Source organism: Streptomyces misionensis (assembly GCF_007896895.1).
Taxonomy (GTDB): Bacteria; Actinomycetota; Actinomycetes; order Streptomycetales; family Streptomycetaceae; genus Streptomyces; species Streptomyces misionensis_A.
In genome coordinates, this window is record NZ_VOGW01000187.1 from 139,605 (window position 1) to 161,180 (window position 21,576).

The following is a 21,576-nucleotide window of genomic DNA, read 5'->3' on the forward strand; positions in this document are numbered from 1 at the left end:
CGGTGCCGCTCACTGCTCGCCGCCGGCCCCGCCCGCCACCGGGTCCGCCGTGCGGCCCGTGACCTGAAGCCGTTCCTCCGCCGTCGTGGGCAGCTCGACCCGGTCACGGTAGTACCAGGAACTCAGCGACGCCCGAAGGCGGCGACGCAGCGGAGCCGCGGGCCCGGGGGCCGGCAGGGGCAGGGGGCGCTCCCTGACCAGCAGGCGGTAGCGCCGCTCCGGGTCGAGCCCGGTGTGACTCTCCCCCATACCGCCGGCGAGGTCCTGGCGCACCACCCCGGTCTCCTCGCCCTCCCGGTACACCTGCCGTTCGTGCAGTTGCAGCGCGAGGCAGACACGCCGGGTGAGCAGGTGGGCGACGACCGGGCCGACGACGAGGGCGATGCGGAAGAGCCAGGTGAGGGAGTTGACGGAGAAGCCGAACTCGTAGGCCATCACGTCGTTGCCGCCCGCCATCAGCAGCACGGCGTAGGCGACGATGCCCGCCACCCCGAGCCCCGTGCGCACCGGCCGGTCGCGGGGCCGGTCGCACAGATGGTGCTCCACCAGGTCCCCGGTCACCCACCGCTCGAAGACGGGGTAGGCGTACAGCACGGCGAACAGCAGCGCGGGCAGCACGATCGCGGGCAGGAAGACGTTCCACATGAGGGTGTGCCCGGCGACGACGGTCTCCGCGGCCGGCATCAGCCGCAGCGCCCCTTCGAGGAAGCCGACGTACCAGTCGGGCTGGGCGTCGGTGGAGACCTGGTCGGGGATGTAGGGGCCGTAGTTCCACACGGGGTTGATCTGGGCCACCGCGGCCAGCAGCGCGGTGACGCCGAAGGCGATCAGGAACAGCCCGGTCGACCTGGCCGTGAACGAGGGGTACATCGGCTGTCCCACCACGTTCCGGTTGGTCTTGCCCCTCCCCGCCCACTGGGTGTGCTTCAGATAGACGACCAGGACCAGGTGCACCGCGATCAGGGCGATCAGCAGGCCGGGGACGAAGAGCACGTGCAGGATGTAGAGCCGCTGGCCGAGCAGCGTGCCGGGGTAGGCGCCGCCCCAGACGAAGTAGGCCAGGGAGGTCCCGACGACCGGGATCGACATCACGATGGTGTTGGCGGTGCGCAGACCCGTGCCGGACAGCAGGTCGTCCGGGAGCGAGTAGCCGCAGAAGCCCTCCAGGAGGGCGAGCATGAACAGGGTCACCCCGATGGCCCAGTTCAGTTCCCTGGGTCTGCGGAAGGCGCCGGTGAAGAAGATCCTGAGCATGTGGACGCCGATGGCGGCGACGAAGACGAGTGCGGCCCAGTGGTGCATCTGGCGGATCAGCAGGCCGCCGCGCACCTCGAAACTCACGTGCAGCGTCGACGCGAACGCCTTCGACACCAGCAGTCCGTGCAACGGCGCGTACGAACCGGTGTAGGGCACCTGGACCAGGCTGGGGTCGAAGTAGAGCGTCAGATAGCTGCCGGTGAGGACGAGGACGACGAAACTGTAGAGGGCGATCTCGCCGAGCAGGAACGACCAGTGGTCGGGGAACGCCTTGCGCATCAGCTGCCGGGCGAGCTCCGAGACCGGCGCGCGCCGGTCCGCCACCACGTAGGCCTGGAACGCGGTCTGTCGCGCCTTCGCCTCGAGTACCGCCCTGCGCCGTCCCGTCGGCATGCCCGCACCACGCTCCTCCACGTCCCGGCCGGCGCCGTGGTGCCGCGCGGCTCGATCGGCCGCGCGGCACAGCCAGAGCGCCGAGTGCCGCGTGATTCAATCTTGGGCATGATCCACCGGCCTGTTGCGCAGGCATGCCGAGGGCACACGCATTTCGACGGCGGTCGAGGGAGCGGCAGTGGGCAGTCGGAGCGGCATCATCGAGGTACTGACGGCGGACCACCGCGAGATCCAGCGTCTGTTCGACCGTATCCGTTCCTCGTCGCCCGGCGGCGACGAACGCGGGGCGCTGGTCGAGCAGGTGAGCATCCGCCTGGTCCGCCACTTCACGGTGGAGCGGGAATGCCTGTACCCGGCCCTGCGCCGGTATCTGCCCGACGGCGGTGCCCGGGCGGAGCGGCGGATCGGCGGGCAGCGCCGGATCGAGGAGTTGCTGACGTCCCTGGAATCCCTGGAGGCGGACAGCGAGCGGTTCGGTCATCTGCTGCTGTCCCTGCTGACCCGGGTCACGGAACACGTCGTCGAGGAGGAACAGCTCCTGCTGCCGCGCCTCCAGGCCCTGTGTCCCGCCGATGTCCTGCGGGATCTCGGCGACAAGGCCCGCAGGGCCGAGGCGTCCGCGCCGACCCGCCCCCGGCCGGGCGCGCCCGGCTCGGCTCCGCTGACGAGGGCCACCGCGCAGGTGTGGGGCCCCTGGGACCGCCTGCGCGATCTCGTCACGCGCCGCGGCCGGCCCTGAGGCGGGAGCCGGGGTTCCCGTGCCGTCGCGGGTCGCCGGCCCGCGGGAGCGCTCGGGGGACGTCGTCCTCGGTCACCAGGGCACGGGGGTTCCGTCCCAGGAGAAGAACGCCCCGCTCGGACCGTCGTCCGGCAGGAGGGCCAGCCGTACGGCGCCCTGGGCGGCCTCCGCCGGATCGCCGCCCGAGGCCGCCCGGTGGCTGAGGTCGGTGGCGCGGCGGCCGGGGGCGAGCGCGTTGACCTTGACGCCGTCATCGGCCAGCGTCTGGGCGTACAGGACGGTGAGGGCGTTGAGCGCGGCCTTCGACGACCGGTACGCGGCCGAGCCGCCGCTGCCGGGGGTGAACTGGGGGTTCGGGTGCGTGCTCCAGGTCAGTGATCCGGTGCCGCTGGAGATGTTGACGATCCGGGGGTGCGGGGAGCGGCGCAGGGCGGGCAGGAAGGCGTTGGTGACCGCGGCGACCGCGAACACGTTGGTCTCGTACGCGCGCCGGAAGTCGTCCATGGTGGTCTCGGTGGGCGGGGCGAGCGAGGGCAGGACGCCCGCGTTGTTGACCAGGACGTCGAGGCGGTCCAGCGTCGCCGCCGCGGCCGCGACGCTGTCGGGGTCCGTCACGTCGAGGACCAGCGGACGCGCGGCGCCGCCGATCTCCTCGGCGGCCCGCCGCCCGCGCCCGGCGTCGCGGGAGCCCACGTGCACGACGAACCCCTCCGCCACGAGCAGGCGGGCGATGTGCTTGCCAATACCCTTGTTGGCACCGGTGACCAGTGCTGTGCGATCGTTCATGACAGCCACGGTCCCCTGGCGCCGACGCCCCTGCCAGGGATCACCTGTACCAGGCAACGGGAAGAGGCGAGGCGGCATGGCGCGGCAGGAACTGGCCCGCTTCCTGCGGGAGCGGCGCGCGGCCCTGCGTCCGCGCGAACTGGGCCTGCCCACGGGCGTCCCGCGCCGCACTCCGGGCCTGCGCCGCGAAGAGGTGGCCGAACTGGCCCACATGTCCGTCGACTACTACGTGCGCCTGGAGCAGGCCCGTGGCCCCCGGCCGTCGCCCCGTGTCCTGGACGCGCTGGCCGGGGCGCTTTGCCTGACACCGGCCGAGCGCAGCCATCTGTTCCGCCTGGCCGGCACGAGTGCGCCGCCGCCCGCCACCGGCGCCGTCCGGCGGGTGCGCCCGCACGTGGCCGGGATGCTGCGGCGCCTGCCGGAGACCGGTGCGATCGTCACCGACGCGACCTACGGCATCGTCGCCTGGAACCCACTGGCCCAGGCCCTGCTGGGCGGTGACCTCGGACAGGGGACGACGAACCTGGCCCGGCGCCGGTTCCTCGGCGAAGGACGGATGTACGAGAGCTCCGGCGCCGAGGAGTTCGGGGCCATCGTGGTGGCGCGGCTGCGCCGGGCCGCCGACCGTTATCCGCACGATGCCGGGCTCGCCGCCCTGCTGGCCGAACTGCGCGCCGGGAGCGAGGAGTTCCGCCTGCTCTGGGAGACCCGGCCGGTCCACGCCCCCGGGCACCGCGTCAAGACGCTCGCCCACCCGACGGCCGGCGGTCTCCGGCTGAACTGCGACGTTCTCCTCGTCCCCGAGGACGACCAGGAGGTCGTCCTGATCACGGCCGATCCCGGGACCCCCTCGGCCAGGGCCCTGCGCGGGCTGGCGGCGACGGCCCAGGGTCCGCTCGGATCGCCGTCCGGGCGGCCGTCGGTCCCGGCCGGGGTCGCTCAGTTCCGGACCGGCGGGCAGTAGCCGGTCTGGTCGCCGATGCTGTTGATCTCGGCGTTGGACCGCGGGTCACCGGCGTAGTCGATCTGGTTGGTGCAGCTCACCCCGGGCTTCTTCGGCGTGCCGGCCGGCTTGCTGCCCTTCTCCGGCGTGGGGCAGTAACCCGTCTGCTCGCCAACCGAGTTGATCTCGGCGTTGGACCGGGGGTCGCCCGCGTAGTCGATCTGGTTGGTGCAGCTCACCCCGGGCTTCTTCGGCGTGCCGGCCGGCTTGCTACCCTTCTCCGGCGCCGGGCAGTGACCCGTCTGCTCGCCGATGCTGTTGATCTCCGCGTTGGACCGCGGGTCGCCGGCGTAATCGATCTGGTTGGTGCAGCTGACGCCGGACTTCTTCGCGGTGCCCGAGCCCGTGGTCCTGGCCGAGCCCGCGCCGGACTTGGCCGAGCCTTCACCGGACTTGCCGGCCGAGGAGCCGGGCTGGGCGCTGCTCGCGGAGCCGGCCGAGGAACTGGCGGTGGCGGACGGGCCGGAGGAGGACGAGGCGCTGTCCGAGCCGCTGCCGCTGCACGCCGTGAGCGACAGACCGACGGCCACACCGGCGACAGCGAGCATCGAGACCTTGCGAACGCGCATCAGATTCCCCCTTGGGACGGGTCCCGCTCCTGGTGAGCGGGCCTTGCGACTATCCAGACAGAGCCGTCGCGTCCCCGGTTGCGCGGCATCCGGCGCTGAGACATTCCTGTGACAGACGGGCCCGATGCGCGGACCGAACGGGCCGCGGCCGAGCGCGAGCAGAGGCCCGGGCGGGACACGACGCCGGGCCCGTCAGCGCCGTGTCAGCGCCGCCTGGCAGTCTCTTCCCCGTGAACGGCTCCAGGGCACCGCCCCGGAGCCCGGAGCGAGGAGAGGTGCCCGGAGTGGTTGATCGGGGACCGGCGAGCACGCCTCGGGGTCGGATCCGCAAGGGTCCACGCAGGTTCGAATCCTGCCCTCTCCGCAGATCCGTCATGCGCGGGACCTGCGCACCGTGGCGACGCGTCGCCACCGTGCGCCGCCGCGGGACGCCGCCGCGGGACCCGGGGGTCGGTGCCGCCCGTCCGGGTGGAACCGGACGGCCGCCGGCCGTCGAAGAGTGGCGCGGACTCCTGAAGGTCGTTCGGTCGCCGCAGGTCACGGCGTAGCCGCCGGTCTCCCGACGGTCGATGTCAGGCCGGCTCCTCGCCCACATCGCGAGACGCTTCCTACCTGCCCGCCTCGCCGAGGAACGCGAGGAAGTCCGCGGCGGCCTTCGCGACGGCCGCGGGGGCTTCGACGGGGAGCAAGTGGCCGCTGCCGGGAACGGTGGTCAGGGAGGCGTGCGGGATGTGGGGCAGGAGGTGGTCGCGCAGGACCCGCGGCGGTTCCACCACGTCGTGCTCGCCGGCCAGCACCGCCACCGGTACGTCGATCCGCCGGGCGGCGTCCGTGACGTCCCGTGCGATGCCGTGGAGGGGCCACTCGCGCGCGGCACCGGGGGCCGCGGCGAGGCTGTCGCGCAGCGCCGTGGTCCGCGCCGGCTCGGTCAGCGGTGCGGCGGTGAGGACGTGGTCGAGGGCGTGGCGCACCGTCTCGGGCGAGTCGTAGGCGTGCGACAGGCCCTGCCGGTACTCCTCGGTCACCGTGGCGGGCGGCCGCGGCGGCGCGGGGGCGACGAGCAGCAGACCGGCGAGTCCGGCCGGCCGGCGGGCGGCGAGGAGCTGGCTCACCTTGCCGCCCATGGAGTGGCCGACGAGGACGAACGGCCCGGACACAGTCTCGGCCACCCGGCCGAGGTCGTCGGCGAGCCGGTCGAGGTCGAAGGGGCCGGGCAGCACGCGCGAACGTCCCCAGCCGCGCTGGTCGAAACGCACCGTCGCCCGCGCGGGCGGCAGGTGGTCCAGCACGCGGTCCCAGGTGTTCGCGGAGCCGCCCCAGTAGTGGACGAACACCAGGGCCGGCCCGGCATGGCCCGCCGTTCGCACGTCGAGGTTCCCTCCCGCGACAGCAATCGTCCTTGTGGTTTCCGTCATCATCGTGCCCTTCCCGGCAGCCGCGGGGAGCGGCTTCCGCCGTCCCGCCGCCACCACGCACCGGTAGTCTGGCCTGCGTTTCAGGCCCGCCCTTGACCGTAGGCGGCGGGCCGTCCGCGCGGTCGTCGAAAGGAACCCGGTTCTTGTGGAAAACGGACACAGTGCCGTACGGCAGCTGCGCTACCTGCCCGCGGTCGGGTCCGCGTACGGGGTGGAGGTCCTCGACTTCGCCGGGCTGCGTGCCATGGACCCGTACCGGCGGCGCGTCCGGCCACAGCGTCCCGACTTCCACGTCTTCGCACTGGTCGGTTCCGGAACCGGCGCGCACGAGGCCGACTTCCGCGCCTATCCGCTGGCCGAGGGCAGCGTCGTATGGATCCGGCCCGGCATGGTGCACCGCTGGAGCGACGTCGACGCCTGCGAGGGCCCGCTGATCCTCTTCCGGCCCGGCTTCCTGCCGGGCTTCACCTCGGCGGAGGTCACGGCACCGGTGTGCTGGGAACTGGACGGGCCGCGCCTGCCGCTCGCCCTCCTCGCGGCCGAACACCTCGGGCGTGAGCACGGCGCGGCCGCGCGCACACCACGGCTGGCGTCCCCCGCGCTGCTCTCCCACCTGCTGGCGGCGCTGATCCTGCGCACGCTCCCCGACGCCCCCGCGTCACCCCGCCCGACGCCGTCCGAAGACCGCCACACCGAGGTGTTCCGCGCCTACCGGGCAGCCGTCGAAGAGCACTTCGCCCACTGGCACCAGGTGAGCGACTACGCGCGGGCGCTGGGGTACGACGTCCGCACCCTCACCCGGGCGACCCGTGCCGCCACCGGCACGGGCGCCAAGACGTTCCTCGACCAACGCGTCCTGCTGGAAGCCCGCCGTCTCCTCGCCCACACCGGCCTGCCGGTCGGCACCTGCGCCCGCCGCCTCGGATTCCGGGACCTGGCGAACTTCACCACCTTCTTCCGCCGGCAGACCGGCACACCTCCTACGATCTGGCGCACGACGTACGCCGCGACCGGCGTGCACCCCACCTGACCCGACCGACGGAGCCCCCCGTGCCACTCCCGATCCCTTCCGAGCAGGCCGAGCTGATAGAGATCGTCCGCATCCTCGATCCGCTGCGGCATTACCGCGCCGAGGACGTCAGCGGCGAGGAAACCGGTGTCTGGGAGGGGGCGGAGGCCGTGCGGGCCCTGGCTCTGATCGCCGACCTGCCGGACGGCGACCTGCACCGCTGTTTCAACCCCGGCTGGGGCGTCCGCGTGCACGGCACCGACGGCCCGCTCTTTCGGCTGGCCTTCTGCTTCGAATGCCACGGGGTACGGCTGTGGGGTCCCGCCGTACCGGCCGGGCAGGAGGGCATCCACGGCTTCGACGCGGACAGCGCCCCCGCCCGCGAGCTGCTCCGCCGGTTCCGTGCCACCCGGTCCGGTGCGCCGGGGTCTTCCGGCCCGGTCGGGGATCAGTAGAGGAAGGGCGGCTCGGGCAGGGTCCGGGCGCCGTGCACGGCCAGGTCGGCGCCCGGGGAACGGCCCATCAGCCAGGCCAGCAGGGAGCTTTGCGGCCCGTGGACGGCGGGTGCCGTCCGCTCGGTGCCGATGACGTAGCCGGTGCCGGTGTCGGTGGCGCGCAGCCGCAGGGCGGGGGCGTCGGCGCGGGCGCCGAAGGAGGCGACGACCCGGCCGAGCATCGTACGGACGAAGTCCGCCGGCCAGTCGGCGGGTGTGTACCCGGCGTCGAGATCGGCGTGGTGGACCAGGACCTCGCACAGGCGGGATTCGGCGGCGCGGGCGGCGGGGCGTTCCTGTCCGCGGGTCCAGCGGACGATCCGGTGCCAGGCCTCGGGCGGCATCCGCCGGTACTCGGCCTCGAACGCGGTGGCGCTCTCCCTCAGGTCGGCGAGGAGCCCCGCGGCGCCGCGGCCCGCTCCGCTCTCGATCTGCTCGGCACGTGCGGCCAGGCTCGGGTACTCCGGTGTCTCGGTGCCGGTCCGGGCCCAGGTCAGCAGGTGCCGGCCGCCGTCGGCGTTGCGGGCCAGGTGTGTCAGCACGTGCCCGCGCGACCAGTCGGGCAGCAGCGACGGCGCGCGTACGTCGGCGTCGGTGAACCGGGACGCCGTGCGCAGGAGGTGGTCGGTCGCGGCGGTGATCCGCGCCAGGACCGCCGCGGGGTCGAAGTCCGTACGGCCGGTCGTCACGCTGTCGCCTCCCACGCCCGCTCGCCCTGCCCCGACGATACGCCTTCGCGCCGGGGCACGGATCACGCGTGCGCGAGCGGTCGAGGACCGCGGCGGCCGCTTCGAACACCCCCCTCGGCCCGGGGAAATCGGCTGGCGGACCCGGGCCGTCGCGGGCGAGCATGAGCACCATGACCGACGAACCCGCGCGCTGGAGCCAGGCAACCGTCTTTCCCGACATGTGGGTCGACCCGGACGACGACCCTCGGGACAGCTCAGGGCCGGGCCCGGAAGGCGAACTCGCGACGCTGGACGGCTATCTGGCCGACTACCGCATCACCTTGCGGATGAAGTGCGAGGGCCTGGACCCGGAGCAGTTGGCGCGGCGGTCGGTTCCGCCGTCGACGATGTCGCTGCTCGGCCTGGTCCGGCACCTCGCCGAGGTGGAGAGGAACTGGCGCAACTGGATCAGCGACGACGAACCGCTCCCGAAGCTGTACGGCAGGCGTGACGCGGACTTCGACGGAGCCGTCGCCGAACAGGCCGCGGTCGACGCCGCGTTCGCCGACCTGGCGCGCGAACAGGCGGCCACGGACGCCGCGTTGGCCGCGCACGCGGATCTCGGTGAACGTCTGGGGAGGGACCGGATCACCGTCCGGGAACTGCTGGTGCACCGGGTCGAGGAGTACGCCCGTCACTGCGGTCACGCCGACCTGCTGCGTGAGTGCATCGACGGACGGGTGGGGCAGTGAGTTTTCGCCGATGTGCAGGCGCGGGCCGCCTCAGCGGGCGGGAACCGGCGCCGACGACGGCCACTCCCGTCTGATCAGCCCGTAGACCCACGAGTCGGAGACCTCGCCGTCGACCACGCAGTCTTCCCGCAAGGTCCCTTCACGCACGAAGCCGAGCTTCTCCAGCACACGGGCGGAAGCCAGGTTGCGGGTATCGGTCTCGGCCTGGACGCGATTCAGGTCCAGCGTGTCGAACGCCCACCGCAGCAGGGCGCGCGCGGCCTCGGTCGCGTAGCCGTGGCCCCACGCCGCGTCGTCGAAGCAGTAGCCGAGCGACGCGCTGCGGTAGTCCGGATTCCACCTGGTCAGGCTGCACCAGCCGATGAACGCCCCGTCGGAGGAGCGATCCACGGCCAGCCGCGCTCCGGTGCCCTCCTGTGCCATCCGCCGGCAAGCCGTGATGAAATTCTCGGCGCGCACGCGTTCGCTCCACGGGGGCGCGTCCCAGTAGCGCAGCACGTGGGCGCTGCTGTGCAGTGCGAAGAGGTCGTTCGCATCCGTGTCGTCGAAGGCGCGCAGCCGAAGGCGAGTGGTGTGCAACGAGGGGGTGGGCAGCGGCCCGCTCATGTTCCCTCCGCTGATCGGTGGGTGATCCATCAGACATCCGATGCGGCTCGCCCGCAACGGGTTTCCCGCCTACCGAGGTGCCGCGAGGACGTCCCGGAGGACGTCCGCGAGCGTGACGCGGGCCAGCTCGTGCCTCAAGGTCCGCTCGATGCCCTCGTAGATGCCCTGCATCGCCGGCTGGATGCCGTGGCCCACCACGCATCCCTGGTCCGGGGTGGCGCGGTGCATCGCGAACAAGGGGCCGGGTTCCACCGCCTCGTACACGTCGAGGAGGGTCATCGACTCCAGCTCGCGCGCCAGTGACCAGCCCGCGCCGACGCCTCGCCGGGACTCCACGAGCCCGGCCCTGCGCAACTCGCCGAGCAGCCGTCTGATCACCACGGGGTTGGTGTTCGCGCTGGCCGCGATCTGCTCGGAGGTGGCGACCTCGTGGCCCTGGCGCTGGTAGAGGCCGATCCAGGCCAGCGCGTGGGCGGCGATGGTCAGCCTGCTGTTGGCGCTCATGACCCTCCTCTCGGCCGCAACGCTTCATGTTACGACGGCCTAGTCGTAACAGCTAAGGTTGCAACAGTCAGTCGTAACAATTAACGTTGCGACTGCCGGAAAGGGTCAATCAACGAGGTGGGAAGAATGAGCAAGCCACTGACGGGCAAGGTCGCCCTGGTCACCGGAGGGTCGCGTGGACTGGGCGCCGCGACCGTGCGACTGCTGGCCGAACAGGGCGCTGACGTCGCCTTCACCTACGTCAGCTCCGAGAAGCAGGCGCAGGCCGTCGTCGACGAGGTGCGCGGCAAGGGAGCGAAGGCCGTCGCCTTCAGGTCCGACCAGGCGGACACGAGTCAAGCGCCGGCGCTGATCGACGACGTGGTCGCGCACTTCGGCGGCCTGGACATCCTCGTCAACAACGCCGCGATCTCGGTGGAGCAGGGCCGCAGGGTGGACGACCCGGACGCCGACACCGCCGCGCTGGACCGGATGCACGCCACCAACTATCTCGGCGTGATCGCCGTCATCCGGGCCGCCTCCCGAGTGCTGCGCGCGGGCGGCCGCATCATCACGGTGAGTTCCGGACTGGGCTCCCGGGTCGGCGCCCCGGGCCTCGCCGACTACTCGGCGACCAAGTCGGGGATCGAGAGGTACACCATGGGGGTCGCACGGGACCTCGGGCCCCGGAACATCACGGCCAACGTCGTGGAGGCCGGACTGATGGAGGGCGGCATGGAAGGGCCGGACCCCGAGACCCTCAAGGCCCTGATCGGCTCGCTGTCCCTGCAACGTGTGGGCCGCCCCGAGGAGATCGCCGCGGCCATCGCCTTCCTGGCGAGCCCCGCCGCGTCGTACATCACGGGCGCGGTACTGGACGCCCACGGCGGCTACAACGCCTGAACCAAAATCCCTGCCGCCCGCCGCGGGCAAGCGCCGGCCGGCGACGGCAAGGGGTGCCGCGCCCCTCGTGGGGGGGCGCGGGCCGTCCGGGGCCCGCAGCGTGAACCGCGGAAGACCCCGCATAGCTGACCGATTTCGAGGTCAGTGGCTGTAGGCGGTCAGTGAGACCACGCATCCCCGCTCGCCAGCCGCTGCCCCTCGGAATGGGCGCACAGACCGCGCTCGGCCGCGTAGGCGAACCGCAGGAGATCGGCGACACCGTCGCCGCGCCCAACTCCCAGTCTCAAGGCGTCCACGATCAGGGGGAAGCATCATCCCTGGCCCAGGTGAGGTCATCGGGCTGACCGCCTGCGGCAACCAAGGCGGTCGGCCCCGCGCCGCATGCAGGAGCCCAAGGTGAGGTGCGGGACCGACCTTTGTCGTCGACGGGCACGGCGTCACCCCGCCGGGGACGCCGGCCCGCTTCGCCCAAGGCTCCTCGACACGCTCGACTTGACAAGAGCACGCTGCTCGCCCTGCGCCGGGTCATCGTCGAACCGCTCGGCGTCGTACGCGCCGGCCGGCCGCCGGCTGTGGTGGCGGCTGCTGCCGCCCGCCGCCGGATTCGCCCTGCTGCTGCCCGAGTCGGCTCGCGGCACCGGGCAGAGCTTCCACAAGCCGTACGTCGTCACCGCGAGCGTGCTCGTCCTCCTCGGGGTCACCGCGCTGCTGCCGTGGGCCCTCGACCGGGTCGTCGGGCGGCTGGGCGCCGGCCCCGTCTCCTGGCACCTGGCCGTACGGCGGCTCCAGTCGGGCAGCGACTCGGCCGGGCGCGGGGCCGCGGGCATCACGGTCGCGGTGGCCGGGGCCATCGCGTTGCAGATGCTCTTCGCCGCCGTGGACGGCGATTACGTCGAGACCACCGGCAACGACCTCTCGCGTGCCCAGATGGTCGTCATGCTGCCGCCCGGCACCTCCCTGTCCGAGGGCAGCGCGCGGCTCGCCCACGTCCGGGGCGTACGGGGGACCGACGCCCTCTACAGCGCCGCCGTCGGCGACTTGGCGAAGGACCCCCGCGTCAGCGCGGAGCTGACCGTGGGCACGTGCGCAGCCCTGCGCGAGGTGGCCCGGCTGGACTCCTGCCGCGACGGCGACGTCTTCGCCGCACCGGCCCCCTCCGCCGAATCCGCCGCCACGACGCTGGGCCGCGCGGGAACGCTGTACATCGACTCCTCCTACGGCAGCTACACCGGACTCCAGATCCCCTTCCGGATGCCGGCCGGGAGTGCGAAGCCGGCGTCGGCCCGGCCCGACCCCGCCGGCTCGCTGCACGGCGGCATCCTCGCCACCCCCGGCGCCCTGCCCGGCGCGGCCTCCGCCGCCCTCCAGGGCACCGTCTACGTCCGGCTCGACGAGGCCGTACCCGACGCCCGTGACGAGGTCCGCACCGCGGCGGCGGCCCTCGGCCCGCTGACGGACGCGGTCACCATGGTCGCCACCCGGGAGTCGGCGCGTTACGCCTCCATCCGCACCGCGCTGTTCATCGGCGCCGCCCTGGTGTCCGCGCTGATCGGAGCCGGGCTGCTCGTCTCCCTGCTGGAGCGGATGCAGGACCGCGGACGGCTCCTGGCGTTCCTCGGTGCCCTGGGCGCACCCCGGCGCGCCCTCGGCCTGTTCGTGCTCTGGCAGACGGCGCTGCCGGTGGCCGTCGGTCTGCTCCCGGCCACGGCCACCGGACTCGCTCTCGGGTCGGCGCTCCAGCGCATGAGCGGTGGTCCGGTGCGTGCGGACTGGGCGAGCCTGGTCGTCGTCGGCGGCATCGGAGTCTCGCTCACGCTGCTGGTGGCCGCCCTCGGCGTCCCGGCTCTGCTGCGGCTGGTGCGCGCCGAGGGGCTGCGAACCGAGTAGCCGGCGATCCGCCGGGCCCGGCTCCGCGCGACTCCCGCCGCGGCGCGCAAGGAGGGTTAATGGTGGTGTCGGGCAGCGCACGAGCCCGGCACCACGGCCCCGGAGGGAGGCTGCCGACATGGACGAGGATCGCGCCCGGCGCGTGGTGGCCGCGTTGCGGGAACGCGGAGTCATGGCCCATCTCGTCGAAGCAGGGGTGTACGAGTTCGGGATCAGGGTCGTCCTGGACTACGACATCGAGGCGCTGTGGGACACCGACGGCGTGTCGGGGCTGGACGCGGAGGTGGTCAGCGACGGTGTGCTCATCGGCTTCGTGCCCCATGTGCCCGGATCGGAGGACTTCGGCGACGAGCAGATCATCGACACCATCGCCGGCACCGAGTACTCCACCGAGGGACTGCATCCGCCCGCCGAGGGGCCGCCGCCGGCCGAGCCCGCGCCGCCCGCCGCCCCGCCGCGGGACGCGGAACCGGCTCCCGAGCAGGGTCCGCCGTCCCGTCGCCATCAGCGCTGGGCGCACTGGACGCGCCACGGCAAGGATCGATAGGCGTCGGGGTCCGGGTCAACTCCCCCTCCCGCCGCCTCCCCAGGACCGCGTCGGCCGCGGTTTCCGGAACTGCGTGCAGAATCCACGCAGGTGGACACTGCCCGGGAATCACATGACAGTTCACCGTTCGAACCTTTCTTCAGGCCGGTGATCGAGATGCGCGCCGCGCGGACCGCACCCAAGAATCGAGAAGAGGTACTGACGCCGACTACGGAAAGGTGCCGATCATGCGGAGCAAGATCGTACGTGCGCTGGTCGCCAGCGTCGCCGCGGGCACTCTCGCCAGCGGAGCAGCGGTGGCCTCGACAGGGACGGCCCTGGCGATGCCGGTGACCACCCACACGACCACCGCCAAGCACGCATCGACCCCCCACCCGAAGCCGACCCACAAGAAGTGCCCCAAGGGCGAGCACCTCAAGAAGGTCAACGGCAAGTGGAGCTGCCACAAGAAGTGACCGGCGGCAGCCGCACCGGGCGCCGGGACGACAGTCCCGGCGCCACGCCCTGTGCGGGGCCGGACGCCGTACCCGCCGTCCGGGGGCGCGTCGCCGGCCCGTCAGCCGTTCAGGCTCAGCAGCGGGGCGGACGCCTGTTCGCACCCGGCGTCGACGGCGTCCAGGCGGAACATGGCCTCCTCGTCGGCGGAGCCCGGAGCCGCCTGATAGACCACCATGCGCTGGCCGCCGGTCCGGGCCAGCCGCATCACCTCGTACGTCAGGGTCATCGCCCCGACCTGCGGGTGCCGGAAGCACTTTTGGCCGCCGCCGCGCTCGCACACGTCGTACCGCTCCCACAGCCGGGCGAACTCCGGTGACTTCAGGACCAGTTCGCCGACGAGCGCCGTGAGTTCGGGGTCGTCGGGACCGGCGCCGGCGACCGCCCGCAGATGCGCCACCGAGAGTGCGACCGTCTCCCCCCAGGGCTCGTAGAGCGTCCGCCCCACCGGGTGGAGAAAGAGGTAGCGGGTCAGGTTGCGCTGGTTCTCCGGCCAGTCCCAGAGCCCGGGCAGCAGCCGCCGGCCCGGCGGGTTCGCCGCCAGTACCCGGTTGAAGCGGCTCACCACGTAGGCGGGCAGCGGCCGTACCGATTCCAGCATGCGCAGCACCGAGTCGCGGACCGTGTGGTCGGAGCAGGCCGGCAGTTCGGCGGCCCGGCCGGAGGCCAACTCCGCGAGTTCGTGCAGGCGTTCGTAGGCGTCCCCGCGCAGACGCAGGGCGCGGCCGAGGGCGTCCACGACGGCGGGCGAGGGGTTGGTCTCCCGGCCGCGTTCGAGGCGGATGTAGTAGTCCACGCTCACCCCGGCGACCGCCGCCAGTTCCTCGCGGCGCAGTCCCGGGGTGCGGCGCAGGCCGGCGCCGGCCGGGAGGCCCACGTCCTCCGGGCGCACCTGCGCCCTGCGTGCCTTCAGGTATCGGCCGAGTTCGGTTCCGCGCGCGTCGGTTGCTGCTCCCATTCGGTCGATTGTGTCAGCAGCGCAAGGGGGTTGGGGGGCCGTGTCAGGGCCAGGAACGCGGCACCCCGGGTACGGCGCGGTCTGCCGGGCGACCGCGCGCGGGCGCACAGTTGACCCGGAGCGGGCGGCCCGGCCGCCGGGACCCAGGGGGTGCACGACACCGGTCCGCGGTCCCGACTGTCCTGTGGCCGCCCGCCCGTCCCCGACGGACACCGTCGATCCCGCCAGACCGGTCCAGGAGGCCACCATGCCCGGCACCCCGTCCGCACCACCGTCCGCCGCCCCCGGGTGCGCGCCCGGGACCCGGGAGCCGACGCCAGGGCGGCACGGACGGGAGCGGGCCCGGCCGGCCACGCCGTCCGGCCCGGCCGCCGTCGCGGACCGGCGGGCGGGGGTGGCGCTGGTCGCCTCGCTCCTCGGGTTCAGCGTGATCACCATCGACGTGTCGGCGGTGAACATCGCGCTGCCCGCGATCCGCGGGTCGCTCAGCGGCGGGATGGCCGGGCTCCAGTGGGTGGTGGACGCCTACACCCTGATGTTCGCCGCCCTGATGCTCTCCGCCGGTGCCATCGCCGACCGGGCGGGCGCCCGTCGCGCCTACGCCTGGGGCGTGGCCCTGTTCACCCTGGCGTCCCTCGGCTGCGCGCTGGCGCCCGGCATGGGTGTGCTGGTCGCCGCGCGGGTCGCGCAGGGCGGGGCCGCCGCGGTCGTGATGCCGGCCTCGCTGGCGCTGATCCGGCAGACCCATGAGGACAGCAGGGGGCGTGCCCGGGCCATCGCGCTGTGGACGGTCGGCGGCTCGTTGGCGATGGCCGCGGGTCCGGTGCTGGGCGGGCTGCTCACCGAGTGGGCCGGGTGGCGGGCGGTCTTCCTGCTCAACCTCCCGGTGGGCGCGGTGATCCTCGCTCTGCTGGTGCGCGTGCCACGCTCACCGCGGCGGCCGGCCGCGCTGGACGCCCTGGGCCAGCTCACCGCCGTACTGGCCCTGGCCGGGCTGGCGGTCTCGGTGATCGAGGGCGGCCACCTGGGCTGGACCGACCCCCTCGTGCTGGCCTCGGCGGTCCTCGCCGTCGTCTGCGGGGCCGTCTTCGGCGTCGTGGAGTCCCGGCACCGTCAGCCGATGATCCCGCCCGCTGTGCTGGCCGACCGTCAGGTGTCGGTTCCGCTCGCGGTCGGGTTCGCCGTCAACGCCGCCTTCTACGGCGGGATCTTCCTGCTCGGGCTGTACTACCAGCAGTTGCGCGGGATGACGGCGGTGGCCGCGGGGCTGATGTTCGTGCCGCTGTCGGCGGTGGTGACGGCGACCAACCTTCTCTCGCCGCGCCTCGCGGAGCGGATCGGGCGGCGGCCGGTGATCGTCACCGGCCAGCTGGTCTTCACCGCCGCCATGCTGGCCATGCTGCCGCTGGCGGCGCACACCCCGGTCTGGCTGGTGCTGGTCCTGCTGGTGCCGCTGAGTGTGGGCGGGGCGCTCGCGGTGCCCGCGCTGACCGCGCTGCTGATCGACGCGGTGCCGGCGGAGCGTGCGGGGACGGTGTCGGGGCTGCTCAACTCCCTGCGCCAGCTGGGCGGTGCGCTGGCGGTGGCCCTCTTCGGCAGCCTGCTGTCCGCCTCCGACGGCACCTTCTCCCTTCCGGGGATGCGGCTCGGACTCCTCGTCGTCGCCGCCCTTCTGCTCGCCACGGCCGCGCTGTCCCGGCTCTTCCTGCCACGCGGCTGACGCCCGCCCGGCCGCCCGGCTCACCGTGGCCAGGGGGGCGGTCCCGTGCGGTGGCCCCTCCACGGACCCGTGACCCCGCCGAGGAGCGCTCACCCCGCCGCGGCCCGCACGGCGCAGTGGACGGCGCGGGCCAGGCGGGCGCCCCAGAGCGAGCGGGGGCCGGCGAAGGAGTCGGGCTGGTCGCCGGGGCGAGGGGTGCGCGCGGCCACGCAGATCGCGTCGGTGGGGGTGCCGGAGCAGTCGTGGCCGGCGTCGAGCAGTGCCTGGACCTTGGCCTCGGTGGCGGTGCTCACGGCGTTGACCAGGGCGGCGTCGGTCAGCGGGGCGGGGACGGCGACGACGATGTTGATCGTGCCGGGCTCGGGCGGCGCGGCACTGCCCGGCGCGGGAGCGGCGGCCCAGCCGCGCACCCCGAGCCCCGCGGTGGCCACGGCTTCGACTCCGCCGTCGTGCGCGTGGCCGTACCGTCGCACGTCGGCGGCGGTCATCAGGCCGACGCCCGGCCCCCGCATCCCGGCGTCGTGGGCGAGGCCGGCGAGGTGGGCCTCGGGGTCGGTCCTGCGGTAACCGTGCGAGACCTGGGCGTTGAGGACCCAGGTCCGTTCCCCGATGCCGCCGCCGAGCACCGCGCTGCTGATCATCCGCCAGCCGGCGCCCGCCCGCCACACCAGGGCCGGCAGTTCCTCGCCGCACTCGACGCGGGTCAGCAGGCGCACCGGGAGCACGCCGGTGGTGGCGCGGGGCGGCGGGAGAACGGTCACTGAGCTGGGCTCCTCCGGGAAGATGATCTGGATGATCGTACGCGGGGCGCGGCGGCGGGCCGGCGCGGGAGCCGGACCCCTCGACGGCGCACCGCGTGGCCGGGCGGCCGTTCGGAGCGGATACAGCCGGTCACCGGTCGGCGGGGGCGTGCGCCGCTCGGCGGCGGTCATTGTCGGCGGGGGCGTGCGCCGCTCGGCGGCGGTCATTAGGGTGGGAACGCAGGTTGGTGGCGAAGCACGAGGACGCGCGCGACAGCGCCCAGCCCGCTTCAGGCCCGGCCGCGAGGAGCGGCGGGCGGTGCGGACCGCGCGCATGGCGCGGGCGTTGGGGATGGACCGAGGGTGGTTCTGAACCATGAGGGATGGAACGCGGCTCGCCGAGCCGGTCTCGGCGGACCTGGGCGACGGAAGCGTGCTGGCGGCGTGGGAGCGGTTCGTCCAGGGCGACGACCAGGTCCTGGGGGTCCGGCCCCTGGTGGCGATCTCCTGGCACCGCTGCCGGGAGCAGTACCGGGTCGATCCGCACCTCACCGAGGCGCCGGTGGCCGTCGCGGAGGCCGGTCATCCGCCCGAGCACGACGTCGTCTTCACCGAGCTGGGGTTCCGTGCCGCCACGGTGGCGCACGAGGTGGGCGGCGTCGGCGGCGTCGTCACCGTCACCGACGCCGCCGGCCGGATCCTGGCCGAATGGGGTGACCAGGCCACCCTCGCCAGGGCGTACGACTCCCGGCTGGCCCCCTGGTTCTGCTGGTCCGAGTCCGCGGCCGGCACGAACGGCATGGGCACCGCGCTGGAGGCGCACGGCCCGGTGCCGATCCGCGGCCCGGAGCACTGGTGCCGGGCGTTCCACGACTGGTGCTGCGCGGGCATCGCGGTGCGGGACGTGGTGAACAGGGAGCCGATCGCGGTCCTGGGCCTGTGCTGCTGGCGCGGCCGGCTCCCCGCGTCCGCGGAGAGCTGGCTGGCGCACGCGGCCGCCCTGGCCCAGTACCCGCTGCGCCGGCGCGCCCGGGCCAGCGGCGCCGAGCTGGTCGCGGCCTACGCCCGGACGAGGTCCCGCTCCGGTGCGCCGCTCGCCGCGGTGGACACGGCGGGCAAGGTGGTGATCGCCGACGAGCTGGCGAGCGCGCTGCTGGGCGTTCCGGCGTCCACCCCCGCGGTCGACCCGACGCTGCGCTGGAACCCGGGGCTGCCGGAGTTCATCGCGGCCTCCCGGTACGCCACCGGGCAGGCGGCCCACGACCCCGGCTGGGTGGGTTCGACGCAGATCACCGGCCACCCCTGCGCGGAGCCGACGTCCATCAGCATCCGGCCCGTCTTCTCCAGCGGGCACCTGATCGGAAGCCTGGTCTCGTTCGGCGCCCTCGACGGGGAGCCGGTGCCCCGCGCCCAGGTGCCCGCGCACCCCGCGCGGCCGCCGCGCCGGCTGGTCGCCGTGCGGGGCAACCGGATGGTGCTGCTGGGCCTCGCGGAGGTCTCCTTCGCCGAGTCGCGGGGGAACGACGTGTGGCTCCGCACGGATCAGGGGTGGCTGCGGGCCGCCGCCACGAGTCTCGACAAGCTCGACGGCGAGCTGGCGGGTTCCGGATTCCTCCGGGTGCACCGCCGGTACGTCGTCAACCTCGGCCGGGTCCGGGAGATCGAGCGCGGGTCCAAGGGCGAGCTGTCCCTCGTCATGGACCGGGCGCGGGAGACGCTGCCGGTCTCCCGGCGGAACGCGGCCGCCGTACGCCGCGCGCTGGGCGTCTGAGGGCCTGCCGGCCCGGGCGGCGAGCGGCACAGGAGGGAAGGAGTCCCCGTGACCGACACAGCGGACGCCGTCGTCCGCGGGCATGAGCAGCGCAGGGCGGGGCGCGCGGGCGGGCTCGGCCTCTCCGCGCCGGTCGAGGCCCCGGCCGGGCCCCGCCCCCGCCCGGCACCGGGCAGGGGCAACCGCGACTGGTGGCCCGACCGGCTCGACCTGGCGGTCCTGCGCAAGCACTCCGCCCTGGCCGACCCCCTGGGCGAGGACTTCGACTACGCCGCCCGGTTCTCCACCCTCGACCTCGACGCCCTGGCCCGGGACGTCGACCGGGCGCTGACGACGTCGCAGGAGTGGTGGCCGGCCGACTTCGGTCACTACGGGCCGCTCGTCATCCGGATGGTGTGGCACGCCGCCGGGACGTACCGCGCGGCCGACGGCCGCGGGGGCGCGGGAGCCGGCCTGCAGCGTTTCGCGCCGTTGAACAGCTGGCCGGACAACCGCAATCTCGACAAGGCGCGCCGGCTGCTGTGGCCGGTGAAGCGGAAGTACGGCCGCGCGATCTCCTGGGCCGATCTGCTGGTCTTCGCGGGCAACCGCGCCCTGGAGACGATGGGCCTGAGGACGTTCGGCTTCGCCGGTGGCCGGCGGGACGCGTGGGAGTCGGACGACACGTACTGGGGGCCCGAGCACGCGTGGCTCGGCGACGAACGGCACGGCGGGGTCCGGGAACTGGACCAGCCGCTGGCCGCCGACCAGATGGGCCTGATCTACGTCAACCCGGAGGGGCCGAACACCGTGCCGGACCCGCTCACCTCGGCGCGGGACATCCGCGAGACGTTCCGGCGGATGGGGATGGACGACGAGGAGACCGTCGCGCTGATCGCGGGCGGCCACACGTTCGGCAAGACCCACGGCGCGGCCGACCCGGAGGCGCACCTGGGGCCCGGCCCCGAGGGCGCCCCCCTGGAGGACCAGGGCCTGGGCTGGCGCAGCGACCACGGCACCGGCAAGGGCGGGGACACCATCTCCAGCGGGCTCGAAGGCACCTGGACGCCCACCCCCACGCTGTGGGACAACGCCTACTTCGAGACGCTGTTCGGCTACGAGTGGCAGCTGGAGCTGAGCCCCGCCGGACTGTGGCAGTGGGTCCCGGCGGACGGCGGCGGGGCCGGCACCGTGCCGGACGCCCACGACCCGTCGGCGAGGCACGCCCCGACGATGCTCACGACGGACCTGGCGCTGCGCCTGGACCCCGGCTACGAGCCGATCGCCCGGCGCTTCCTCGCGCACCCGGAGGAGCTGGCGGACGCCTTCGCACGGGTCTGGTTCAAACTGACGCACCTCGACATGGGCCCGGTCGGGCGCTGGCTCGGACCGCTCGTGCCCCGGGAGCGGCTGCTCTGGCAGGACCCGGTGCCCGCCCCGGACCACCCGCTCGTCGACGACGCGGACATCGCCGTGCTCAAGAGCCGGGTGCTCGCCTCCGGCCTGCCGGTCGCCCGGCTGGTGTCGACCGCGTGGGCGTCGGCCTCGACGTTCCGCGTCAGCGACCGGCGGGGCGGGGCGAACGGCGCGCGCCTGCGCCTGGAACCGCAGCGCGGCTGGGCGGTGAACGAGCCCGACGCCCTGGCGCGGGCGCTGCGCACGCTGGAGGGCATCCAGGAGTCCTTCAACGCGGCGCAGACCGGGGGCAAGCGGATCTCGCTGGCCGATCTCATCGTGCTCGGCGGTTGCGCCGCGGTCGAGCGGGCCGCCGGGGCCGCCGGCCTGCCCGTCCGGGTGCCGTTCGTTCCCGGTCGTACGGACGCCACGCAGGAGTGGACCGATGTGGCGTCCTTCGCCGCGCTGGAGCCGGTCGCGGACGGGTTCCGCAACTACCTCGGCGAGCGCGCCCGGCAGCCCGCGGAGCATCTGCTGGTCGACCGCGCGCATCTGCTGGACCTCGGCGTGCCGGAGATGACCGTGCTCGTGGGCGGCCTGCGGGTGCTGGGCGCCAGCCACCGCCGGTCACCGCTGGGCGTGTTCACCTCGGCGCCCGGCACCCTGACCAACGACTTCTTCGTGCACCTGCTCGACAACGGCACACGGTGGCGACCGGTCTCCCCGGCCGCGGACGTCTTCGAGGGTCGCGACCGCGTCACCGGCGAGGTCCGGTGGACCGGCAGCCGCGTCGACCTCGTCTTCGGCTCCGACTCCGAGCTGCGCGCCGTGGCCGAGGTCTACGCGAGCGACGACGCCCGGGAGAAGTTCGTGCGGGACTTCGTCGCCGCGTGGGACAAGGTCATGAACCTCGACCGGTACGATCTCGCGCCCGCCCCGGCCTGAGCCCGCGCGAGCGGCGCCGCACCGGCGGCGAACGGCGGCCGTTCGCGGGTGAACGGTATGTC

Annotated in this window: 21 protein-coding genes and 1 tRNA gene; 13 read left to right on the forward strand and 9 right to left on the reverse strand. The window is 73.9% G+C overall.

What is annotated here, in order from left to right:
• Nucleotides 1–9: 9 nt before the first annotated feature.
• The gene (qcrB, locus tag FRZ03_RS33215) at nucleotides 10–1,650 is read right to left on the reverse strand and encodes a cytochrome bc1 complex cytochrome b subunit (RefSeq protein ID WP_146468773.1); all 1,641 of its coding nucleotides are present in this window, start codon (nucleotides 1,648–1,650) and stop codon (nucleotides 10–12) included.
• Between the two features lie 178 nt (nucleotides 1,651–1,828).
• Here qcrB and FRZ03_RS33220 point away from each other — a divergent pair, with 178 nt between their 5' ends.
• Complete coding sequence (locus tag FRZ03_RS33220; RefSeq protein WP_146468774.1) at nucleotides 1,829–2,389, forward strand: hemerythrin domain-containing protein; 561 nt, start codon at nucleotides 1,829–1,831, stop codon at nucleotides 2,387–2,389.
• Between the two features lie 72 nt (nucleotides 2,390–2,461).
• Here FRZ03_RS33220 and FRZ03_RS33225 read toward each other — a convergent pair whose 3' ends face one another.
• Nucleotides 2,462–3,175 (reverse strand): SDR family oxidoreductase, encoded by a 714-nt coding sequence (locus FRZ03_RS33225; protein WP_146468775.1) that lies wholly within the window; start codon nucleotides 3,173–3,175, stop codon nucleotides 2,462–2,464.
• A 76-nt stretch (nucleotides 3,176–3,251) separates the two neighbouring features.
• On the opposite strand from FRZ03_RS33225, the gene FRZ03_RS33230 reads away from it, so the two are divergent.
• Nucleotides 3,252–4,139, forward strand: a complete 888-nt coding sequence (locus FRZ03_RS33230; protein WP_146468776.1) for a helix-turn-helix transcriptional regulator — start codon at nucleotides 3,252–3,254, stop codon at nucleotides 4,137–4,139.
• Here FRZ03_RS33230 and FRZ03_RS33235 read toward each other — a convergent pair.
• Entirely contained in the window at nucleotides 4,115–4,747 is a 633-nt protein-coding gene (locus FRZ03_RS33235) for a hypothetical protein (protein ID WP_146468777.1), read from the reverse strand. The genes FRZ03_RS33230 and FRZ03_RS33235 overlap by 25 nt on opposite strands.
• Nucleotides 4,748–5,016: 269 nt before the next feature.
• Here FRZ03_RS33235 and FRZ03_RS39575 point away from each other — a divergent pair.
• Nucleotides 5,017–5,111, forward strand: a tRNA-OTHER gene (locus FRZ03_RS39575).
• A 244-nt stretch (nucleotides 5,112–5,355) separates the two neighbouring features.
• Here FRZ03_RS39575 and FRZ03_RS33240 read toward each other — a convergent pair.
• Complete coding sequence (locus tag FRZ03_RS33240; RefSeq protein WP_146468778.1) at nucleotides 5,356–6,165, reverse strand: alpha/beta fold hydrolase; 810 nt, start codon at nucleotides 6,163–6,165, stop codon at nucleotides 5,356–5,358.
• 142 nt (nucleotides 6,166–6,307) lie between these two features.
• On the opposite strand from FRZ03_RS33240, the gene FRZ03_RS33245 reads away from it, so the two are divergent.
• On the forward strand, nucleotides 6,308–7,192 hold the full coding sequence (locus FRZ03_RS33245) for a helix-turn-helix domain-containing protein (protein ID WP_146468779.1): 885 nt from the start codon (nucleotides 6,308–6,310) through the stop codon (nucleotides 7,190–7,192).
• Between the two features lie 20 nt (nucleotides 7,193–7,212).
• Nucleotides 7,213–7,626, forward strand: coding sequence for a hypothetical protein (locus FRZ03_RS33250; RefSeq protein ID WP_146468780.1), 414 nt, complete (start codon nucleotides 7,213–7,215; stop codon nucleotides 7,624–7,626).
• On the opposite strand, the gene FRZ03_RS33255 is transcribed toward FRZ03_RS33250, so the two are convergent.
• Entirely contained in the window at nucleotides 7,620–8,354 is a 735-nt protein-coding gene (locus FRZ03_RS33255; RefSeq protein ID WP_222443431.1) for a maleylpyruvate isomerase family mycothiol-dependent enzyme, read from the reverse strand. The two genes, FRZ03_RS33250 and FRZ03_RS33255, sit on opposite strands and share 7 nt — an antisense overlap.
• Nucleotides 8,355–8,524: 170 nt before the next feature.
• On the opposite strand from FRZ03_RS33255, the gene FRZ03_RS33260 reads away from it, so the two are divergent.
• Nucleotides 8,525–9,085: a DinB family protein gene (locus FRZ03_RS33260; RefSeq protein WP_146468781.1), complete on the forward strand. Its 561-nt coding sequence runs from the start codon at nucleotides 8,525–8,527 to the stop codon at nucleotides 9,083–9,085.
• Nucleotides 9,086–9,115: 30 nt separating this feature from the next.
• On the opposite strand, the gene FRZ03_RS33265 is transcribed toward FRZ03_RS33260, so the two are convergent.
• Together FRZ03_RS33265 and FRZ03_RS33270 are read right to left on the reverse strand one after the other, a co-directional pair.
• The gene (locus FRZ03_RS33265; RefSeq protein ID WP_186785759.1) at nucleotides 9,116–9,691 is read right to left on the reverse strand and encodes a GNAT family N-acetyltransferase; all 576 of its coding nucleotides are present in this window, start codon (nucleotides 9,689–9,691) and stop codon (nucleotides 9,116–9,118) included.
• A gap of 69 nt (nucleotides 9,692–9,760) precedes the next feature.
• Nucleotides 9,761–10,195, reverse strand: a complete 435-nt coding sequence (locus FRZ03_RS33270; RefSeq protein WP_146468783.1) for an Rrf2 family transcriptional regulator — start codon at nucleotides 10,193–10,195, stop codon at nucleotides 9,761–9,763.
• Between the two features lie 126 nt (nucleotides 10,196–10,321).
• On the opposite strand from FRZ03_RS33270, the gene FRZ03_RS33275 reads away from it, so the two are divergent.
• The 4 genes from FRZ03_RS33275 (at nucleotide 10,322) to FRZ03_RS33295 (ending at nucleotide 13,966) form a co-directional block, all read left to right on the forward strand.
• Entirely contained in the window at nucleotides 10,322–11,077 is a 756-nt protein-coding gene (locus FRZ03_RS33275) for an SDR family NAD(P)-dependent oxidoreductase (RefSeq protein WP_146468784.1), read from the forward strand.
• 492 nt (nucleotides 11,078–11,569) lie between these two features.
• Entirely contained in the window at nucleotides 11,570–12,964 is a 1,395-nt protein-coding gene (locus FRZ03_RS33285) for an FtsX-like permease family protein (RefSeq protein ID WP_186785760.1), read from the forward strand.
• A 118-nt stretch (nucleotides 12,965–13,082) separates the two neighbouring features.
• Complete coding sequence (locus FRZ03_RS39580; RefSeq protein ID WP_186785761.1) at nucleotides 13,083–13,511, forward strand: hypothetical protein; 429 nt, start codon at nucleotides 13,083–13,085, stop codon at nucleotides 13,509–13,511.
• Between the two features lie 227 nt (nucleotides 13,512–13,738).
• Entirely contained in the window at nucleotides 13,739–13,966 is a 228-nt protein-coding gene (locus FRZ03_RS33295) for a hypothetical protein (RefSeq protein WP_146468786.1), read from the forward strand.
• 101 nt (nucleotides 13,967–14,067) lie between these two features.
• Here the strand turns inward: FRZ03_RS33295 and FRZ03_RS33300 are convergent, their stop codons facing one another.
• A complete protein-coding gene (locus tag FRZ03_RS33300) occupies nucleotides 14,068–14,964 on the reverse strand; it encodes a helix-turn-helix domain-containing protein (protein WP_146468787.1) in 897 nt (298 codons plus the stop codon).
• Nucleotides 14,965–15,211: 247 nt separating this feature from the next.
• On the opposite strand from FRZ03_RS33300, the gene FRZ03_RS33305 reads away from it, so the two are divergent.
• The gene (locus FRZ03_RS33305) at nucleotides 15,212–16,684 is read left to right on the forward strand and encodes an MFS transporter (RefSeq protein ID WP_146468788.1); all 1,473 of its coding nucleotides are present in this window, start codon (nucleotides 15,212–15,214) and stop codon (nucleotides 16,682–16,684) included.
• An 89-nt stretch (nucleotides 16,685–16,773) separates the two neighbouring features.
• Here FRZ03_RS33305 and FRZ03_RS33310 read toward each other — a convergent pair whose 3' ends face one another.
• Nucleotides 16,774–17,445 carry an adenosylcobinamide amidohydrolase gene (locus tag FRZ03_RS33310; RefSeq protein WP_261399443.1) on the reverse strand — a complete coding sequence of 224 codons (672 nt, stop codon included), beginning with the start codon at nucleotides 17,443–17,445 and terminating at the stop codon, nucleotides 16,774–16,776.
• Nucleotides 17,446–17,800: 355 nt separating this feature from the next.
• Between FRZ03_RS33310 and FRZ03_RS33315 the strand changes: the two genes are divergently transcribed.
• Nucleotides 17,801–19,195: a DNA-binding protein gene (locus FRZ03_RS33315; RefSeq protein ID WP_146468790.1), complete on the forward strand. Its 1,395-nt coding sequence runs from the start codon at nucleotides 17,801–17,803 to the stop codon at nucleotides 19,193–19,195.
• Between the two features lie 48 nt (nucleotides 19,196–19,243).
• Nucleotides 19,244–21,514: a catalase/peroxidase HPI gene (katG, locus tag FRZ03_RS33320; protein WP_146468791.1), complete on the forward strand. Its 2,271-nt coding sequence runs from the start codon at nucleotides 19,244–19,246 to the stop codon at nucleotides 21,512–21,514.
• The last annotated feature ends 62 nt before the right edge of the window (nucleotides 21,515–21,576 follow it).